The 17,578-nt window shown below is 67.0% G+C and carries 20 protein-coding genes and 1 tRNA gene; 15 read left to right on the top strand and 6 right to left on the bottom strand.

The genetic code is table 11. The features are described from left to right. The first annotated feature begins 286 nt into the window (after positions 1–286). From MUG98_RS21965 to MUG98_RS21950, 4 genes are all read left to right on the top strand, one after another. A complete protein-coding gene (locus MUG98_RS21965) occupies positions 287–1,513 on the top strand; it encodes a 60S ribosomal export protein NMD3 (RefSeq protein WP_265109551.1) in 1,227 nt (408 codons plus the stop codon). Beyond that, the gene (locus MUG98_RS21960) at positions 1,506–2,786 is read left to right on the top strand and encodes a class I SAM-dependent methyltransferase (protein WP_265109550.1); all 1,281 of its coding nucleotides are present in this window, start codon (positions 1,506–1,508) and stop codon (positions 2,784–2,786) included. Before MUG98_RS21965 ends, MUG98_RS21960 begins: the two co-directional genes overlap by 8 nt. A gap of 294 nt (positions 2,787–3,080) precedes the next feature. Beyond that, positions 3,081–3,896, top strand: a complete 816-nt coding sequence (locus MUG98_RS21955; protein WP_265109549.1) for a helix-turn-helix transcriptional regulator — start codon at positions 3,081–3,083, stop codon at positions 3,894–3,896. Then, on the top strand, positions 3,893–4,042 hold the full coding sequence (locus MUG98_RS21950; RefSeq protein ID WP_265109548.1) for a hypothetical protein: 150 nt from the start codon (positions 3,893–3,895) through the stop codon (positions 4,040–4,042). The genes MUG98_RS21955 and MUG98_RS21950 overlap by 4 nt, the downstream gene beginning before the upstream one ends. A 150-nt stretch (positions 4,043–4,192) precedes the next feature. On the opposite strand, the gene MUG98_RS21945 is transcribed toward MUG98_RS21950, so the two are convergent. Next, on the bottom strand, positions 4,193–5,995 hold the full coding sequence (locus MUG98_RS21945; RefSeq protein WP_265109547.1) for a helicase C-terminal domain-containing protein: 1,803 nt from the start codon (positions 5,993–5,995) through the stop codon (positions 4,193–4,195). 220 nt (positions 5,996–6,215) lie between these two features. Between MUG98_RS21945 and MUG98_RS21940 the strand changes: the two genes are divergently transcribed. The 5 genes from MUG98_RS21940 to MUG98_RS21920 all read left to right on the top strand — a co-directional run bounded on the left by MUG98_RS21940 (position 6,216) and on the right by MUG98_RS21920 (position 9,664). Further along, entirely contained in the window at positions 6,216–7,172 is a 957-nt protein-coding gene (locus MUG98_RS21940; RefSeq protein ID WP_265109546.1) for an ABC transporter substrate-binding protein, read from the top strand. Next, the gene (locus MUG98_RS21935; RefSeq protein ID WP_265109545.1) at positions 7,169–7,915 is read left to right on the top strand and encodes an ABC transporter permease; all 747 of its coding nucleotides are present in this window, start codon (positions 7,169–7,171) and stop codon (positions 7,913–7,915) included. The genes MUG98_RS21940 and MUG98_RS21935 overlap by 4 nt, the downstream gene beginning before the upstream one ends. Then, positions 7,912–8,679 carry an amino acid ABC transporter ATP-binding protein gene (locus MUG98_RS21930; protein ID WP_265109544.1) on the top strand — a complete coding sequence of 256 codons (768 nt, stop codon included), beginning with the start codon at positions 7,912–7,914 and terminating at the stop codon, positions 8,677–8,679. Before MUG98_RS21935 ends, MUG98_RS21930 begins: the two co-directional genes overlap by 4 nt. 70 nt (positions 8,680–8,749) lie before the next feature. Continuing rightward, on the top strand, positions 8,750–9,463 hold the full coding sequence (locus tag MUG98_RS21925; protein WP_265109543.1) for a TOBE domain-containing protein: 714 nt from the start codon (positions 8,750–8,752) through the stop codon (positions 9,461–9,463). A gap of 112 nt (positions 9,464–9,575) precedes the next feature. Further along, positions 9,576–9,664, top strand: a tRNA-Arg gene (locus tag MUG98_RS21920). 161 nt (positions 9,665–9,825) lie between these two features. Here the strand turns inward: MUG98_RS21920 and MUG98_RS21915 are convergent. After that, a complete protein-coding gene (locus tag MUG98_RS21915; RefSeq protein WP_265109542.1) occupies positions 9,826–10,065 on the bottom strand; it encodes a DUF7561 family protein in 240 nt (79 codons plus the stop codon). A gap of 90 nt (positions 10,066–10,155) precedes the next feature. On the opposite strand from MUG98_RS21915, the gene MUG98_RS21910 reads away from it, so the two are divergent. The 3 genes from MUG98_RS21910 to MUG98_RS21900 all read left to right on the top strand — a co-directional run bounded on the left by MUG98_RS21910 (position 10,156) and on the right by MUG98_RS21900 (position 12,908). After that, positions 10,156–11,148, top strand: a complete 993-nt coding sequence (locus MUG98_RS21910; protein WP_265109541.1) for a YkgJ family cysteine cluster protein — start codon at positions 10,156–10,158, stop codon at positions 11,146–11,148. Between the two features lie 81 nt (positions 11,149–11,229). Next, positions 11,230–12,171, top strand: coding sequence for an NAD(P)H-binding protein (locus tag MUG98_RS21905; protein ID WP_265109540.1), 942 nt, complete (start codon positions 11,230–11,232; stop codon positions 12,169–12,171). Next, positions 12,168–12,908, top strand: coding sequence for a DUF7530 family protein (locus MUG98_RS21900; RefSeq protein ID WP_265109539.1), 741 nt, complete (start codon positions 12,168–12,170; stop codon positions 12,906–12,908). Before MUG98_RS21905 ends, MUG98_RS21900 begins: the two co-directional genes overlap by 4 nt. Here the strand turns inward: MUG98_RS21900 and MUG98_RS21895 are convergent. Then, positions 12,905–13,078, bottom strand: a complete 174-nt coding sequence (locus tag MUG98_RS21895; protein WP_265112503.1) for a DUF5786 family protein — start codon at positions 13,076–13,078, stop codon at positions 12,905–12,907. The two genes, MUG98_RS21900 and MUG98_RS21895, sit on opposite strands and share 4 nt — an antisense overlap. Positions 13,079–13,179: 101 nt before the next feature. On the opposite strand from MUG98_RS21895, the gene MUG98_RS21890 reads away from it, so the two are divergent. Next, a complete protein-coding gene (locus tag MUG98_RS21890) occupies positions 13,180–14,190 on the top strand; it encodes a DUF5784 family protein (protein WP_265109538.1) in 1,011 nt (336 codons plus the stop codon). A gap of 185 nt (positions 14,191–14,375) precedes the next feature. Here the strand turns inward: MUG98_RS21890 and MUG98_RS21885 are convergent, their stop codons facing one another. Continuing rightward, positions 14,376–14,663, bottom strand: coding sequence for a DUF5789 family protein (locus MUG98_RS21885; RefSeq protein WP_265109537.1), 288 nt, complete (start codon positions 14,661–14,663; stop codon positions 14,376–14,378). Positions 14,664–14,922: 259 nt separating this feature from the next. Here MUG98_RS21885 and MUG98_RS21880 point away from each other — a divergent pair, with 259 nt between their 5' ends. Together MUG98_RS21880 and MUG98_RS21875 are read left to right on the top strand one after the other, a co-directional pair. Beyond that, a complete protein-coding gene (locus tag MUG98_RS21880; protein ID WP_265109536.1) occupies positions 14,923–15,735 on the top strand; it encodes a PHP domain-containing protein in 813 nt (270 codons plus the stop codon). Positions 15,736–15,791: 56 nt separating this feature from the next. Continuing rightward, on the top strand, positions 15,792–15,956 hold the full coding sequence (locus MUG98_RS21875) for a DUF6757 family protein (protein WP_173834868.1): 165 nt from the start codon (positions 15,792–15,794) through the stop codon (positions 15,954–15,956). A 117-nt stretch (positions 15,957–16,073) separates the two neighbouring features. Here the strand turns inward: MUG98_RS21875 and MUG98_RS21870 are convergent, their stop codons facing one another. Beyond that, positions 16,074–16,397, bottom strand: coding sequence for a 4Fe-4S dicluster domain-containing protein (locus MUG98_RS21870; RefSeq protein ID WP_250139090.1), 324 nt, complete (start codon positions 16,395–16,397; stop codon positions 16,074–16,076). A 281-nt stretch (positions 16,398–16,678) separates the two neighbouring features. Next, a complete protein-coding gene (locus MUG98_RS21865) occupies positions 16,679–17,503 on the bottom strand; it encodes a TrmB family transcriptional regulator (protein WP_265109535.1) in 825 nt (274 codons plus the stop codon). Between the last annotated feature and the right edge of the window lie 75 nt (positions 17,504–17,578).

Below are 17,578 nucleotides of genomic sequence, written 5' to 3'. Positions count from 1 at the left end.
CGGACGTCTCGGTCACGGGACCGATCGCCGATCGACGCGACGAACCCCTTCGTTTCACGTGGAGACCCCGTTACGTAACCTCGTCTGACACGTCTCGATTCGTCCCGTCAGACCGCCGTCTGACGCGGCTATCGGCGACATCCGACCCCCTCGTTTCGTGTAGAGTTATCAGAGAGTGAGAATTATTGATCGATCGTCGCCCCCTCGAGGTGCTCCAGTCGATCGCGATCGGCCACCCGACGGCGAGAGCGGGCCGTTTAACTCCGTCAGCCACCAATCGGGGATAATGAGCGAGTCGCGTGCGTTCTGTCCCCGGTGTGGGGACCCGGTGCCCGATCGATCGGCCAGCGACGCGGACGGCGATCCCGAGGCCGAACGTGCCGGCGGGCACGCTACCGATCCGCTCCGTCCCGGCACCGAGGTCGAACTCTGCGACGAGTGCTACTTCGAGGACTTCGACTTCGTGGACGCGCCGGACCGGATCGACGTCCGGGTCTGTGCCCAGTGTGGCGCGGTCTACCGCGGGAACCGGTGGGTGGACGTCGGCGCGGAGGATTACACCGACATCGCGATCGAGGAGGTCAGCGAGTCGCTCGGCGTCCACGTCGACGTCGACGACGTCGCCTGGCAGGTCGAACCCGAACAGGTCGACGAGAACACGATTCGGATGCACGCCTACTTCACCGGGGTCGTGCGGGGGACGCCGGTCGAAGAGCAGGTGACGGTCCCGGTCAGGATCGCCCGCCAGACCTGCACCCGGTGCGGCCGGATCGCCGGCGACTACTACGCCAGCATCGTCCAGATCCGCGCCGACGATCGGACGCCGACGAGCGAGGAGATGGACCGGGCGAAAGAGATCGCGAACGCTGTCGTCGCCGACATGGAGGCCACCGGCGATCGGAACGCCTTCGTCACCGAGATGGGCGAGGTCGACGACGGGCTGAACATCAAGGTCTCGACCAACAAGATCGGGAAGAAGATCGCGAACAAGATGGTCGAGGAGTTCGGCGGCACCGTGAACGACGCGGAGACTCTCGTCACGGAGGACGAGGACGGCAACGAGGTTTACCGGGTGACCTTCGCCGTCCGCCTGCCGCCGTACACCCCCGGCGACGTGATCGACCTCGCCGACGACGAGGGCGGCCCCGTCCTCGTCCGGAGCGCCCACGGGAACCTCAAGGGGATCCGGGTGACGACCGGCGATCGGTACGAAGCCGACTACGAGGAGGGCGCGGCCCCCGACGCGCGGAAACTCGGCGAGCGCGACGACGCCGTCGAGACGACGGTCGTCACCGTCGAGGACGAACACGCAGTCCAGGTCCTCGACCCCGATACCTACCGGGCGGAGACCGTCTCCCGACCCAACTACTTCGATCCCGACGCCGAGACGGTTCCCGTGCTGAAGAGCCGTGCCGGCCTCCACATCCTCCCCGATCCCGATCCGGACACGGGCGACGACGCCGACGAATCGGAACGGTACGATCCATACGCGAACGGCGAGAGCGATGACTGAGGACCCCGACGCGAGCGAGTCGCTCGAACCGTCGCTCCCCGGCCCGGACGCCGCCCCGCTGGCCGCGATCGTCGAGAAATCGCGGACGGAGACCGCGATCGAGTCGCTGCGCGACGAGGGCGTCTACGACGACTCGCGGCGGGTGAGAGGGGTGAGCGGAGCGAAGCCCTCGGATACGCGAATAGCGCGGGACCTCTGGTCCCGCGAACCGTGCGAACGGGAGCAAGGGGCCCGTGAGCAGACGGAGAACAAAGCGACCCGTGAGCGCGGGGATCGCGAGGGTGGACCCGATCGGATCGCGCTCCCGGTAACGGAGCCGCCGACGGAGACGCAGGTACTTGAGGTCGTCCGACAGGTCGATCCCGAGCCCCGGACGCGGGACCTGGCGGACCTGCTCGCCGATCGAGGCTGGAGCGAGGCCGAGATCGGGGCCGCGCCGGGTTCGTGGGCCGTCGTCGGCTCCGTCGTTCTCGTGACGGTGCCCGAGGACTGTCCCGACGAAGAGGACCTCGGCGAGGCGCTGCTCGAACTGCACGGCGAGGCCGACAGCGTGCTGGCCGACGAGGGGATCGCGAACGACGGCGCGGCGGGCACCTACCGCGAGCCCCGGACCCGCCACGTCGCGGGCGAGCGGGACACCGAGACCGTCCACGTCGAACACGGCACCCGGTACGGCCTCGACCCCGCGACGGTGATGTTCTCGCCGGGCAACCAGGCCGAACGGGCGCGAATGGGTGACCTCGTCGCGGCGGACGAGCACGTCTTCGACATGTTCGCCGGCATCGGCTACTTCACGCTCCCGATGGCCCGCGCCGGCGCGCGGGTGACGGCGACGGAACGTAATCCGACCGCGTTCCGCTATCTCGTCGAGAACGCGATGCTCAACGACGTGGCCGATCGGGTCGATGCCTACATGACCGACTGCCGGGACCTCGCCGGCGACCTCGCGGTCGATCGGGTCGTGATGGGGTACTACGGGAGCGCGGCCGACGCGCCCGACGAGGAGGACCGCGATCGGGACGAACGGGACGACCGCGCGCGCGACGACGAGGCCTACACGTTCCTCGACGACGCCCTCGCCGCACTCCGCCCGGGCGGCGTCGTCCACTACCACGAGGCGACGCCCGAACCGCGGCTCTGGGACCGGCCGATCGAGCGACTCGAACGGGCGGCCGAGGACGCCGACCGGGACCTCACGGTGCTCGATCGCCGCCGGGTCAAGAGTCACAGCGCCGGCGTGGATCACGTCGTCGTCGACGCCCGGTTCGGGTAGTCACCGGAACGACCGCTTCGGATCGTCGCCGAGAAGGGGTGCCGGTCGCGACGCGACCGTGCGGCGGTCGTCAAATTCATGACTTCGGGACGAATTCGTCCGAGTATGGACAAGAACCAGATCATCGCGCTGCTGTTCGCCGTTCTCATGGTGACCTCGATGGTCGCCTGGGGCGCAATGTCACTGTTCTGACCGGTCTCGGCAACGATCGCGCCGTTTCTCGCTCCCGTTCAATTAGTACCCCCGTTCGTCGGACAAAACTGTTTACTGTGCCGCGAGTGAGCGAGAACGTATATGACCGACGAGCAGGACCGGGGGATCGGTTATCTCTCGGGGTCGCCCGCCCGCGTCGACGTTCTCGATCGACTGACCGACGGTCCCGCCCAGCCCGCCGACCTCGTCTCGTTCGCCGACGTCTCCCGGACGACGGTCCACCGAACACTGGGCGAGCTAACCGATCGCGGTTGGGTGGCCCGCGTCGACGGCGGCTACGTGGCCACCACGACCGGCGAACTGGCCCTCGAATCCTACCAGCGCACACGGAGACGATTCAGGACGCTCGAACGGGTCGAGCCGTTTCTCTCCCGAGTCGACGTCGGCGCCGCCGAACTCGAGGTCGACTGGTTTCGGACGGCCGAACTGGCGGTCGCGACCGAAACGAACCCACACCGGCCGATCGAGTGGTACGCCGATCGGCTCGCGGCCGCGGTGGGGAACGGCGATAGACTCCGTGGCATCTCGCCCGTCATCAATCGCCAGTTCCTGACGATCCACGCGCCGATCATCCGCTCCGGGACGTCGACGACGCTCGTGCTCGGCGAATCGACGTTCGAGGTCGCGACGGAGCGCTACGCCGATCGGTTCCGGCAGTCGCTCTCGCTCGACCGCTACGAACTGTACGTCACCGAGGAGTCCCCGTCGATGGGACTCGCGCTCGTCGGGGAGACGGTGTTTCTCGGTGCCTGCGACGACAGCGGCCACCTGGTCGTCGCCGTCGAGAGTACGAACCCCCGACTCCGGGAGTGGGCGACCTGTCGCTACCGGTGGCGGAAGACGAACGCGCGCCGGATCGACTCGGTAGCGATCGACGGCCCGGTTCGAGGTGAGTGAGCCGATCGAGCGGCGTCGACACCGGCGACGGCGAGGCGGGACGACGCGCCCCGAACTCCGAACGAGGACGCGTGGCCGACACCGCTGCGGGCGTCAGCGACTCGCCGTGCAAGACGTCCGACGGTACGCAACAAGATGTCCTGTAGAATGCAACGTGTTTCACACTGTGTAACACGTTTCGAGAGATAGATAGTTTATCCGCGCGTTCCTTTCGCCGAGTGCTGTCTCGGTCGGTGGATCGAATTCGAGGTCATGCCAGTACTCGGAACCAGTTCCGATCCGCCGCGTTTCGGCTGCTATTCGTCCGTGTTCCAGACGTCGGCGAGCGGGCTCGAACGTGACGTTCGTCCGGATCGACCCCGCGACGGCGCGGTGTCGCGATCGGTCCGGTCCCGGCCCGTGGACACCCCCGACGTCGATTCGTCCGCGAGTGCAGCCTGCGGCTCGAACGCCGGCAGTTCCGGTTCGTCCATCCGATCGACCTGCGCGGCGAACCAGTCCGGCATGTCCGACCGGGCGCGATCGAACAGATCGAGCAGACTCGCGTCCGCGAGGTACGTCGCGCCGTGATCGTCCGGCGCGCGAACGACCCGGCCACAACCCTGGATCACGGTCCGCAGCGCGGTCCGGAAGTACCACGCCCACTGGCCCTCCTCGAGTCGGTGGGCCACCCGGGAGTCGCTCGTGTTGAGGAACGGAGCCTTGCACAGCACCTGCCAACGGCAGAAGTCTCCCTTGAGGTCCAGCGCCTCCTCCATCTTGACCGAGAGGAAGACGTCGGGGTCGTCGGCCGCCTTCCACGCCTCGAGGTCGGCGTCGCGGTCCTCCCGGCTGTGGGTCCGGACCCGATCGCCGACGCCGAAATCGGCGAGGAGGTCGGCGAGTCGCTCCTGGATGTCGTAGGAGTGGGCGTGGACCAGCCCCTTCTCGTCGGGATGGGCCTGCATGATCCGGACGATCGTGCGGGCGATCTTCGGCGTCGTCTCCGACCGGTGCTCGTAGGTCATCTTCCCCTGCGTGACGTCGTACAGCGGGCGGTTCTCGACGGGGAACGTGTGCGGGACGTCGACGAGCGCGACGACCGCGGGATCGAGGCCGACCTGTCGGCAGAACGCCTCCTTGTTGAGAATCGTCGCCGACAGCAGCGCGAACCTGTTCCCGCGGTCCCAGACCGTGTGCTGGAGGTACTTCTCGGGGTTCATCGGCTTGATCGTCAGCGGGCCGCCCTTCGGTTCGTCACCGTCGTCGCCGGCGTCGTCGGAGCCGGATTCGGACTGGTCGACCAGCCACGTCGTCGGGCTCCCCGGGTCGCGGTAGTCCGAGACGAACCAGTCGAGTTCCCCGACGAGTTCCTGCAACCGATCGCGTTCGCGCACCTCTGCGGGCGTCAGCGACTCGCTGGCGAGGAGGTCGTCCTTCCGGCGCTCGCACTGCTGGGCGAGCGCCTCCGCGTAGCGGGCGGCCCGATCGACGCTGTCGACCGCGGGGACGCGCAACTCGTCCCAGAAGGGCACCGTTCGGGGCCCCAGCTGGATGGTCGCGTACATCTCCGCCCACTCGGCGAGCCCGTGAGCCTCGTCGACGACCACGACGTCGCGCTTGCGAAAGACCTCGCTGCCCGCGGTCTGCATGAAATAGGCGAGCGTCATCGCCGCTATTTCCCGATTAGAGGCGATCGCGCGATCGGAGAAGTACGGACAGCGGTGCTTGACCGAACAGTCGTAGCCGCGCTCGCGGACGCAGGGGGCCTGGTTGACCGGCGTGTCGCGTTCGTCCGGCAGGATGCAGGTGTAGTTGGACTTCCCGCGGATGACGTTCAGATCGGCGAGCAGTTCGTCGGCCGCGACGTCGTCGAGTTGCGACACTTGCGGGGTCGTGTAGTAGGCCCCCGAGGCCTCGCTCGGGTCGGCCTCGTCGATCGTCCGGGCACAGCCCGCGATCGACCGCGCGAGCAGGGACTTGCCGCTTCCCGTCGGCGCACGGACGAGCACGACGTCGTTGCCCGCAGCGAAGGCGTCGCGGATGTCACGGAGGGCCTGCTCCTGGGCCCCGCGATAGCTCGGCGCGGGGAACGCCTCGAAGATCCGATCGGGGTTCACCGTTCGATTCACCGCGGGGCCGCGTCCTAAAGGCTACGGACCGTCTCGGGCAGTGATCGCGACACCCGGAGCGTAACCGTATCCAGTTACTATCGTCGCGTTCCGCCGTGCGAAACCGCCGTGTCTGAAACCGATCGATTTCGGTACGCGATCCCCTGCAACCGAATGTCATTGCTCGAGTACCCAAAGCTATTTGCTCGTCCGGTCAGTCGTAGTATCTATGTCGATACAACGGCGGACGTTCGTGGCCGCGGTCGGAAGCGCCGCCGCGATCGGAGTCGCCGGCTGTACGTCGCTCACCAGCGACGAATCCGACGACGGGCCGGGTATCAGCGGTGAGACGCTCACGCTGACGACGACGACGAGCACCGACGACACGGGGCTACTCGACGAACTGAACGCGCCCTTCGAGGACCGGTACGGCGTCACCGTCGACACCGTCGCGCAGGGGACGGGCGCAGCGCTCAAAACCGCCCGGAACGGGGACTCGGACGTCGTGATGGTCCACGCCCGATCGCTCGAGGACGAGTTCATGGAAGAAGGCTACGGCGTCAACCGACGCGACCTCATGTTCAACGACTTCGTCGTCGTCGGCGGAACCGACGATCCGGCGGGCATCGCGGGGAGCGAGGAGGTGACGACCGCGTTCCAGGCGATCGCCGACTCGGAGTCGATGTTCGTCTCCCGTGGCGACAACTCCGGGACGCACACGAAGGAACTCGCGCTCTGGGAGGAATCGGGGCTCGATCGTGAGAGCTTCGGCGAGTGGTACATGGAGGCCGGACAGGGCATGGGCGAGGTACTCGTCCAGGCCAACGAGCAGGGGGCCTACACGCTGGCCGATCGCGGAACCTACCTGTCGATGCAGAGCAACATCGACCTCGAGATTCACGTTCAGGGGCCCGTCGAGGGCGGGCCGGAACTGCTGATGAACCCGTACGGGATCGTCGCCGTCAACCCGGCCGTCCACGACGTGAACTACGACCTCGCGCTGGCGTACATCGGCTACATCACGGGCCCCGAGGGACAGTCGATCATCGAGAACTACACCGTCGAGGGCGAACAGTTGTTCTTCCCGGAGGCCCTGTCGGAGGACCCGAACTTCCGACAGTACGTCCCCGAGGAGTGGAACTGGGAGGACGGCGGTAGCCCGGACGGTGATTCGGAGTCGGAATGATAGCGGAAAGCATTGCGACCGTGCCGGCGTTCGCCGAGGGCATTGCGATCGCGTCGCCGCTCGCGGAGTTCCCCTTCGAGTGGAACTACGTGCGAAGCATCGTCCGCGTCTCGCTGTACGTCAGTCTCCTCGCGGTCACGCTGAGCACCGTCTGTAGCGTCCCGATCGCGCTCCTCGTCGGATTCGCGGAGTTTCGCGGGAAGGGGCTGGTCACCTCGGTCATCAACACCGGCATGGGGTTCCCGAGCGTCGTCGTCGGACTCCTCGTCCTGTTTCTGGTGTCCAGCCAGGGACCGCTCGGCTCGCTCGACCTCGTGTTCACTCCGGAGGCGATGATCATGTCGCAGTTCGTCCTCGCGACGCCGGTTATCACCGGGGTGAGCGTCGCCGCAGTGAGCAGCGTCGAGGAGACCGTCCGCGACGCGGCGTACGCTGTCGGCGGGACGCGGGTCGACGTCGCCCTCGTAACGATCAAGGAAGCGCGGTACGGGATCGCGACGGCGGTCCTGGCAGGGTTCGGCCGCGCGATCAGCGAGGTCGGGTCCGTCCTCATCGTCGGCGGCAACATCGCCGGCCCGAATGGCACCTCGAAGACGCGGACGCTCACGACCGCGATCCAGCTAGAGGCCCGCCAGGGCCGGTTCGACACCGCGTTGCTCCTCGGCGGGATCCTCGTCGTGCTCGTCCTGATCGTCAACGCGATCGTGATTCGGCTCGGAAGCGACGACGGGGGGTACCGATGACGCTCGACGCGACGGACGTGCACCACGGCTACGGCACCGACCCCGTCTTCGAGGGCGTTTCCCTGTCGGTCACTCCCGGCGAGGTCGTCGCGATCATCGGCCCCTCGGGCGTCGGGAAGTCCACCCTGCTCCGATTGCTCGCACTCTTCGACCCCCCGGATCGCGGGTCGATCGAGTTCGACGGCGTCGACGTCTGGCGGGTGTCCGAACAGCGACGCCTCGAGTACCGGCGGCGGATCGGGATGGTCTTCCAGGACGCGAGCCTCTTCGACACGAGCGTCCGCCGGAACGCCGCGTACGGCATCCGGGTTCGCCAGTCGTGGCCCGATCGGGTTCGTCACGAACTCGCGAGTATCGTCGGCCGGGCCAACGGAACCGGCGACGCGCTCGACGCGCTCGACGTCGTCGGGTTACGCGAGTACGCCGACCAGGACGCGACGTCGCTCTCCGGCGGCGAGGCCCAGCGGGTCGCGTTCGCCCGTGCGCTCGCGTACGATCCCGACCTGCTCCTGCTCGACGAACCGACGTCCGACCTGGATCCGCGAAACACGTCGGTCATCGAGGACGCCGTTCGCAAGGCGCGCGACCGCGGGATCGGCGTCGTCGTCGCGACCCACGACATGAACCAGGCCGAGCGAATCGCGGATCGGGTCGCCGTCCTCCTCGGGAACCGGATTCTCGAGGTCGGCCCCGCCGATCGGGTGTTCGAGAACCCGAGCGACGATCGCACCCGGAAATTTATCGAGGGAGAACTGATATACTGAGCACCGAGGACGGGGACCGTCGCCACCCGACGGTGCGCACGGAACGCGACACGAGACCGACGAAAGACCAATGACGATCGAAAAGGAGTACACCACGAAACTGGCCGTCGACGACGTCACGATCGATCGACGGGACATGGAGATGCTCGACGCGATCGACCAGTACGGCTCGATGCACCGGGCAGCCGACGAACTGGGACGATCGTACGCACGACTGCAGAACCGGATCGTCGAGATCGAAGACGCCGTCGGTCCGATCACCGAGCGTCGCCGGGGCGGGAGCGACGGCGGTGGAACCGAACTGACCCCGACGGCGCGGTCGCTCCGGCAGCGATTCGATCGACACGACGCCGAACTCGGCGGCGTCGCACAGGTGACGGAATCCGTCTTTACGGGAACCGTTCGGGACCGGACGGGAGAACTGGCGACCGTCGACACACCGATCGGCTCGATTCTGGCACTCGTTCCGCCGGACGCGACCGCGGTCCAGGTCAACGTTCGATCCGACGCGGTCGTGCTGACCGATCCCGGGGAGGCACCCGACTCGGATCGAACCAGCCTCCGGAACCGGTTCACGGGCACCGTCGCCGGCATCGAGGAGGGCGACGCGATCGTCAGAGTGACCCTCGCTCTGGACGCCGACGCCGAACTGCAGGCGCTCATCACGCGGGCGAGCCTCGATCGGCTCGCGCTCGAGCCGGGCCGGGACGTCGTCGCCTCGTTCAAGGCGACCGCGGCGCGAGCGACGCAGGTCGAGTCGCCCGATCCGGGCTCGTCCGCGTGATCGACGTTCCGTTGGCGTGCGCTTCCTGACGGTGACGTTCGTCCGTAGGCGGCCGTTACCGGCCGGTAGCCGACGGATTACGAATACGAACTCGGCCATCGAACCCACGTGCGGAAGGGTCGCTCAGCGGAAGAGCACCGCGGTGCCTCTGGCCCCGCGGCGGCCATCGTGCCTCGTGGCGTTCGAATCCCACCCCTTCCGCTTGCGGTGCAGTTGCGGTGCAGTTGCGATGCGATCGTGATTCGGAGTCGGGCGATTGCGACGTGCTGACGGCGCGATCGTAGTTCAGGTACAGTCCAGGTTCCGGTTGGGTTACATTCGCCGCGGCGGTTCGCTCACCCGCTCGCGGCGCTCCCCGTTCTTTACCGCAATCGCGACGTCTCCGCGTCGACTTGCGCTAGCTTCTCGACGTCGGCCGCCGTCGGATGGTCGGGCAATACCTCGATACAGGGATAACAGAGCAGGTGTTCCGTTCCGTCCTCGAATTCCAGCGTCATCGCCGTCCCCTCGCTGCCGTCCCCCTCGCCGAACGTCCAGAGGTTGGCCGTGCTACCGGCGGCCGTGACCGTTCGACCACAGCCGTCACAGGAGTCCCGTCCCATACGATCAAATCGATCCCGAACGCTGAAAGTCGTTCCCCACCCGCACGGCCCGACCGAGTGGTTATAGGCGACGCCGTGGTACCGCCGCGCATGGAGGTGCACTGTGAGGGCTGTGCCGGCTGTTGTCTGGACTGGCGATCGCTGCTCGACTCCGACGACCACGACGGGAGCGGGAGCCAGCACGACCGTCGCGGCCCCCGAAAATCGGGTTCGGGTGGGCCCCGCAGGGAGCCCCTCGACGACGACCCGACCTTCGTCCCGCTGACCCGCGACGAGGTGCGAACGTTCCTCGAGCGCGGGATGGCCGCGGCCGCGACGCCCCGGTTCTGGCACGCCGCCGACGAGAGCGAGGGCGTCGAGATCGACGGGCACACGGTCGCCGCCGTCGCGGGCCGGCCGGCGTTCTTCGTCGGCCTCCGGAAACCGCCGAAGCCGGTCGCCCCGTTCGGGCGAGACGAGGAGACGTGGCTGCCGGCCTGCGTCTTCCTCGACCCCACGACGCTCCAGTGTCGGATCCACGACGACGGCGATCTCTTTCCCGGGGAGTGCGGGGCCTATCCCGAGCACAACCTCGCGCTGGACCAGGAGACCGAGTGCGAGCGCGTCGAGGCGGCCTTCGGCGGCGATCGGCTGGTCGACGACAGCCACGACGAACCCGACGGCCTGCTGCTCGGGTCGCAGGCGGTCGGGGCGAAGCTCTTCTGTCACCCCGAGCCGGAACGGCTCGAGGGAATCGTCGACAGGGCTGCGAGCGGCGACCTCACGGCGGCGGACCGCGCGGAACTCGTCGCCGTCGCCGCGGCCTCCAGTCCGGGCACGCTCGCCGTGTCCGAGCACCACTACGACCGCGCGAAAGCGCGAGCACTCGCAACGAACAGTGCGGACGACCCCGAGGAGGGCAGGGCCGACGGAGGCGCGATCGAAGAGACCGGGTCCGACGGGGACTGGATCGGCCCCGCCATCCGCGAGTGGACCGAGCGTCGCCGGCGAGCGGACGGGACGGTCCCGCGATCGGCCATCGCGAAGACGATCGAAGACGCGCGAGGCGCACCGGAGACGCCGGGCTGGGACGCCGTCGACTGACCCCCCCGGAAGACGACGATCGAGACGGATACCGAACCGTCGCGGCACGAGTCTTAAGCCCGCATCCCGCCTACGGGACCCATGCACGTTCTGGTGACCGGGGCCAGCGGGTTCGTCGGCCGACGGCTCGTCGCTGCCCTTCGGGAAACCACCGATCACGACGTTACCGTCCTGGTCCGGGACGCCAGCACGTACGACCCGGCCCCCGGCGTGACCGTCGTCGAGGGCGACGTGCTCGAACCGGGCAGCTTCGAGCCGAGTCTCGACGGGGTCGACGTCGCGTACTACCTGATCCACGCCATGGACGACCGCGGCGATTTCGTCGATCGGGATCGGAGAGCGGCACGGAATTTCGAACGCGCGGCGAGTGCCGCCGGCGTCGATCGGATCGTCTATCTCAGCGGCCTCGGTGACGACGGCGACGACCTGTCGCCCCACCTCGCCTCGCGTCGTGCGGTCGAGTCGACCCTCGCCGACGGAACGGCCGACGTGACCGTCCTTCGTGCGGCCATCATCGTCGGGGCCGGGAGCGCGAGCTTCAGGATGATCTTCCAGCTCGCGACCCGGCTGCCGGTCATGGTGACGCCCCAGTGGGTCCGCGTCGCCTGCCAGCCGATCGCGATCGACGACGTGATCGCGTACCTGCTCGCGGTCCTCGACCTGCCGGAAACGGCCGGCGAGGTCTACGAAATCGGCGGCCCGGAGGCGCTCACGTATCGAGACCTCTTGACGCAGACCGCCGACGTGGCGACCGGTCGCGAACCGGTCATCGTTCCCGTTCCGGTCCTGAGCCCGCGGCTGTCGGCGTACTGGGTCGACCTCGTCACCGACGTGCCGGCGGACCTGGCCCATCCGCTGATCGAAGGCGTTCGGAACCCCGTCGTGGTGACCGACGATCGGTTCCAGCGACTCGTCGACCTCGAGTTGACGCCGTTCGAGACCGCCGTCCGCGACGCGATCGGGGCAGAGACGGGAGAGGAGGGAGTCGATCGGAAGCGAGTAGCGACGCGAGGCACCGAGTGACGGCCCGGTCACCGGAGTACGGCGAGACGTGGGTCTACGAGAGCCTCGTCGGCGCACTGCCGGGTCTCGATCTCTCCGATCGGGCCGCGATCGTCGTCCAGTTCTGCGCGTTCGAACTGGCGGTCCTCGCGGTCGCGGCCGGCTACGGCCTCTGGGAGGCAGTGGTGCCGGGGACGGTCGCCGTGATCGTCGCGACGGGTGGAAGCTGGCTCATGCTCCGGTTCAGCCGTACCGTTCGAGGGCTCCCGATGCCGGACGGCTACCGGCGGGCCCTGTTCGGTTCGAGCGTCGAGGTCGTGCTCGGCGTGATCGCGTTCGTCCTACTGGTTACGTACCTGTTCGTCACCGATCCGCGGACGACCGACCAGTCATTGCTGGTCGCGTGGCTCGGACCCGACCCGCCAGCGCCGGCGGTCGCGCTGGCGCTGCTCGTCTGCTGGGACGTGGTCTACCGGATCGGAACGTGCTGGTGGGCGAGCGTCGCCGGCCTCTGGCGGTCGCTCACCTACGAGTTCGACCCGGAAACGAGCCGTCGCTACGCGCGTGCCGACGGGATCAACGTGGCCTTCGCCGGCGGACAACTGCTGTTGGTCCCGTTCGTACTCGGCCATCCGCTCCTGTTCGGGGTGCTCGTCGGCCACGTGATCGCGGTCGCGACGGTCGCGACGCTCTCCGGACGACTCCAGCGTGGATCACGAACCCGAGAAGAGGAAGTCGCAGGAGGCGACCGGCACTAGTTCGACTTGATTTCCTCGAACTTGTTCAGCAGTGCTTCGGCCGAGTCGCCGGAGTCGTACTCGACCTCGCCGTGATAGATCGTCCGCTCGTCGTCGAAATCGGCGTCGACCTTCGAGGCTTGCTGTTCGCGGCGCTCGTGCTCGTCCTCGTCATAGGCACCCATTGACATGGTAAGTATACTCATGTTGGTAGCTGGCGTACATCAATGTAACGGTCGTTAACACCAAGCCAGCGCGTAAAACGTATGCACCCCGGAGCCGTAGGGAGGGTGTGGCACGGCCCCTTCGCTTTCGATACTCGCCCGAGACGTGGAGCGAGCAACGCGTTCGACACGACATTCTCCAGCCGCTCCGATCGAATATCGGGGCCACCGCCGTCGCGCCGCGACACGAGATCGGTGCCGACTGGACGACACACCGCTTCGAGATGCAAAACGGCGACGTCGCACTCTTCGCGCACAACGACGAGGACGGCGCCTACTGGATGGGCAACACCGAGACGCCGTCGTCGCTGTGGCGCACCGAAAAGTTCGACTGGCGCGAGGTTCCCTACCACGTCGCGCGGTGGACACAGCGGGAACTGCTCTCGACGCTCCACGAGGAGGACCCGTGGCTCGCGGACTATCCGCACATCTCGTGGTTCTTCCTCCCCGTCTTCATGTCCAAGGACGGCCGCGAATCGACGCGGGCGTTCTTCCGCGAACACGCCGCCGGCTTCCCCGACGCCGGCCGTCGCGAGACGACGCGCTTCTTCGAGGACTTCCTCGAGACGGGCGCGCTGGACGAGTACCGACACGTCATGTCAGGAAAGCTCGGCACCAGCGACCACGTCGATCGGGTCCGGATGAGCGCCGCGATGGCCGAGTTCATTGCCGCGAAGATCCTCGTCGACGCCGGCTACGACGTCGTCCCCGAGATCGAGGTGACGACGGGTCACTCGCTGGATTTCCGCGCCAGAGACGCCGAAACCAACGTCCTCGTCGAGGTCACCCGTCCGCAGCCCCCGAAGAACCGCGCCGCGTCCGGCCCCGTCGCCGCCGTCCGCGACACCGCCGAGACCAAGACCAACGGCCAACTCGCCGAACACGGCGGCGGCGCGACCCTGTTCGTCGACTGTTCGAGTTTCCGTGACGACGCATGGAACGCCGTTCGCGGGGAGCAACCCGACGTCCGCCACCGGCCGGCGGTCGTCTACCGCGCTCGCCCGGACGGCCACGTCGAGGGCTACCGGAAGGGATCGGTCCCGCTCGATCTGACGGACGCGATCGAGTTTTTGGACTAACCGAGTTCGAGACGGGAGTCAGGCGTACCGATCGCTTCGCAATCGGGCTTTCTCGTGAGTTCCGAAGGACCGAACGATGATTCGGGAGAACAAGCTCTCCCGGCGTTTTTCATCGAAGTTTTTTGACTGGGATTGAGCGACCAACCGAAGGCCGGTCGCGATGTCCACGGTGAAAAGTTCGTTCCTTAGAACGAGACGGCGTCCGGCGCGTACGGACTGCCGACCGGCGTCGGATCGCGATCGCTGTAGCCGACGCGACCGATCGCCTTGTCGCTCACTGCAGAGTAGACGGCGAAGCGGGCGTCCTCCGGATTTTCGAAGGTTTCGGACTCGAGACGGGCGAGTACCTCGGCGACCGTCTCGCTGCCGTTCGGGAGTTCGAGGGTGCGGTCGCCGTGTTCTGCGATCAGTTCCTCGGTGGTCGCGGGGTACTCGTAGTCGTCGATGACTTCGCCAGTGCCATTGAGCAGCATTACACGCGAACCTGCGTGAACGATAATTATAAACATTGTCCATATACATTCTCTAGCGTCCACCTATACCTAATACTGCTAGAGGGGCCTTCGAGACGTCCGGCGATCGGGCCCGATAGCGTCGATCGGCGGTGGTAACAGGCGGTCGCGTTGCGCGGCCAGTCGCTCGTATCGATAGCCCCGCACGCACGATCGGTGTGACTCGATTCGGACGACAGTATGAGAAACGTCTTTCCGACGGGCGTGACTCGGGTACGGTATGCCGTACGCCGATCTGCACGTCCACACGACGCGCTCCGACGGGCAACTCGAACTCGAAGCGGTCCCGGCCGCGGCCCGGGACGCCGGCGTGGACGTCGTCGCTCTCACCGACCACGACCGGTTACAGCCGTTCGACGACCCCGCCATCGAACGCGAGGGGGTAACGCTCGTCCACGGGATCGAACTGCGTGTCGAACTGGCGGACGCGACCGCGGCGACCGATCGGCACGGTGACGATACTCAGCGCGTCGATCTGCTGGGGTACGGGGTCGAACCGACCGACGAACTCGCGTCGCTCGTCGAGGACGTCCAGGAGAACCGCCGGGAGCGGGGCCGAGCGATCGTCGACTGCGTCGAGGATCGACTCGGCGTCGACCTCGGCGTGACGGTCCACGAGGGATTCGGCCGGCCCCACGTGGCTCGCGCGATCGCGGCTCATCCCGACGTCGAGTACGACTACCGGGACGCCTTCGACGGCCTCATCGGCGACGGCGATCCCTGTTACGTGCCACGGGAGATCCCGTCGTTCGATCGGGGACGGCGGGTTCTCGCCGACGCCTGTTCGATCGTGTCGCTGGCCCATCCCCTCCGGTACAACGACCCGGAGCGGGCGCTCGCCCGTGCAGCGGCCCTCGACGCCGTCGAGTTGCAGTATCCCTACGGCCGCGACGTCGACCTGCGTCCGGTCGAGCGGACGATCGAACGGGAGGGGCTCCTCGCGACCGGCGGGAGCGACGCCCACGACGATCAACTCGGCCTCGCGGGACTCGCCGCCGACGAGTATCGACGGCTCGGACTGGCAGATCCGTGACGGAATTGTGGGCCGATTGCGGAGGGTTCAATGCATCGTGGTTCCAATGGCCACCTATGAACTGCCACTACTGCGACCGCGAGGCCGCCTTCGCCGCCGAATCCGAAGGGCTCAAAGTCGGCCTCTGCGAGGAACACTTCCGCGAGCGGTTGCAGGAACTCGCCGAGGCCGACGGGCTCGAGACGCTCAAAGAGCAAGTCGACGTCGACCGCGCCGAATAACGAGGATTTTCGCGCCGATTCGATCGCGCCCACTGGGCAGACTGTCGACTGGAAGCCGTCGAACGAATTCGCCGAACCGTGTCGGCGAATCCACGGAAATCGGTACAGACGACAGTATCAGGCCGTCCGGCCAGCGTCGACGTCGATCGCGTCGACCGGACAGACGTCCACACAGAGCATGCAGTCGATACACTGGGCCTCGTTGGCCGGGTCGGCCTTCCGCTCGCTCTCGGGATGGCCCGGCGTGTCGACCCACTCGAAGACGTCGACCGGACAGTCCTCGAGACAGGCACCGTCCGCGATACAGAGGTCGAAGTCGACCGCGACGTGCGTGCCGTGGATGCCGAGTTCCTCGGGTTCGTCGACGGGTCCCCAGACCTCGTGGCCGTTGTGTTCGTCGACGTTCTCGCGATTTTCCGTAAATTGTGGATCTATGGCCATTGCTAGCAGGGTCAAACGGGAGACGCATACTTAAAGGTATGTGCCGAGATCCCCGCAGTGGCGGGGGTCGATGGAGCTAGGACGGCCTAAAACCGCCACGAGCGACCGGGAACGACCGTTGCGGTGACACGTCGACGAACGTGTACGACCGAGGTTTTATATACTCCTGCTGGCCGCCGTGAAGGTCGATCGCCCGCGGGGACGAGACGGGACTGACACGCGATCGATCGGTCAATCGGATGATCACGACTGGGCCTCGACTGGTCACGACTGGGCCCCGATCATCGATCCCCATCTCGAGCGTTCGCTCGATCCGTCTCTCGATCCGCCGTCCCGCCCTCGATCCGGTTGTCCAGCAGTTCGCGCGTCCAGACGGCGAACCCGTGATCGCGACCGTAGGTCCAGACCGCCGTCTCCCGGACGACGTCCGGAGGGTCGCGCTCTTTGATTCCCGTCGCGACGACCGATTCCCCGTCGACCAGCAGGAGCTTCGCCGGAAACTCGCCGTAGACCGAATTCGTCGTGCCGAGATCCGGCGCGGTGACGACGGTCGCACCCGGGAGTGCGTCTTCGAACTCGTCCCGGTGTTCGTCCGAGGGCACTTCGACGAACACGTTTACATCCCGATCGACGGCGTCGCGGAGGTGGTGGCGGACTCGGTCGCCGATCACCTCGTCGGCGGCGACGAGGAGGTGGATCGAGTCGGCGGCGTCATCGAGGAATGTGACGACCCGGTCGGTGACGTACTCGCTTCGCGAGATCGACCACATCCCCTCGTTCGCTACGGTGTCGGGACGATCGACCTGCTGGAGTGCGTTCTCGGCGGCGTCGATCCGCGAACTGTAATCGTCGCGAAGACGCTCACACGCCGCGTCGACCGAGACGGCCTGATACTGGCGCGGATTGGACTGCTGTACGCTGACGAGTCCCTTCCGTTCGAGGCGCTCGATCGTGTCGTAGACCCGCGACCGGGGAACGTCGGCGACCTCGCTGACCTCTCTCGCCGTCCCGGTGGAGATGCGTGTCAGTGCGACGAAACAGCGCGCCTCGTACTCCGTGAGCCCGAGATCGGATAACGTCCGGACCGCTTTCTCGATCTTTGACACACCACGTTCACGGCCCCGGACGGCTAAAGACCAGGGTTTTCAGGCGACGTGGAACCCTGGAGTCCGGCGCAGTGG

Source organism: Halosolutus halophilus, assembly GCF_022869805.1.
Classification (GTDB): domain Archaea; phylum Halobacteriota; class Halobacteria; order Halobacteriales; family Natrialbaceae; genus Halosolutus; species Halosolutus halophilus.
This window is presented reverse-complemented; position numbering and strand designations above follow the sequence as displayed.

What these genes read in the sequence shown, in the direction of transcription:
- MUG98_RS21965 (WP_265109551.1), top strand. Translation starts at nt 287, where the DNA reads ATGAGCGAGTCGCGTGCGTTCTGTCCCCGGTGTGGGGACCCGGTGCCC.
- MUG98_RS21960 (WP_265109550.1), top strand. Translation starts at nt 1,506, where the DNA reads ATGACTGAGGACCCCGACGCGAGCGAGTCGCTCGAACCGTCGCTCCCC.
- MUG98_RS21955 (WP_265109549.1), top strand. Translation starts at nt 3,081, where the DNA reads ATGACCGACGAGCAGGACCGGGGGATCGGTTATCTCTCGGGGTCGCCC.
- MUG98_RS21940 (WP_265109546.1), top strand. Translation starts at nt 6,216, where the DNA reads ATGTCGATACAACGGCGGACGTTCGTGGCCGCGGTCGGAAGCGCCGCC.
- MUG98_RS21935 (WP_265109545.1), top strand. Translation starts at nt 7,169, where the DNA reads ATGATAGCGGAAAGCATTGCGACCGTGCCGGCGTTCGCCGAGGGCATT.
- MUG98_RS21930 (WP_265109544.1), top strand. Translation starts at nt 7,912, where the DNA reads ATGACGCTCGACGCGACGGACGTGCACCACGGCTACGGCACCGACCCC.
- MUG98_RS21925 (WP_265109543.1), top strand. Translation starts at nt 8,750, where the DNA reads ATGACGATCGAAAAGGAGTACACCACGAAACTGGCCGTCGACGACGTC.
- MUG98_RS21915 (WP_265109542.1), bottom strand. Translation starts at nt 10,065, where the DNA reads ATGGGACGGGACTCCTGTGACGGCTGTGGTCGAACGGTCACGGCCGCC.
- MUG98_RS21910 (WP_265109541.1), top strand. Translation starts at nt 10,156, where the DNA reads ATGGAGGTGCACTGTGAGGGCTGTGCCGGCTGTTGTCTGGACTGGCGA.
- MUG98_RS21905 (WP_265109540.1), top strand. Translation starts at nt 11,230, where the DNA reads ATGCACGTTCTGGTGACCGGGGCCAGCGGGTTCGTCGGCCGACGGCTC.
- MUG98_RS21895 (WP_265112503.1), bottom strand. Translation starts at nt 13,078, where the DNA reads ATGTCAATGGGTGCCTATGACGAGGACGAGCACGAGCGCCGCGAACAG.
- MUG98_RS21885 (WP_265109537.1), bottom strand. Translation starts at nt 14,663, where the DNA reads ATGCTGCTCAATGGCACTGGCGAAGTCATCGACGACTACGAGTACCCC.
- MUG98_RS21880 (WP_265109536.1), top strand. Translation starts at nt 14,923, where the DNA reads ATGCCGTACGCCGATCTGCACGTCCACACGACGCGCTCCGACGGGCAA.
- MUG98_RS21875 (WP_173834868.1), top strand. Translation starts at nt 15,792, where the DNA reads ATGAACTGCCACTACTGCGACCGCGAGGCCGCCTTCGCCGCCGAATCC.
- MUG98_RS21870 (WP_250139090.1), bottom strand. Translation starts at nt 16,397, where the DNA reads ATGGCCATAGATCCACAATTTACGGAAAATCGCGAGAACGTCGACGAA.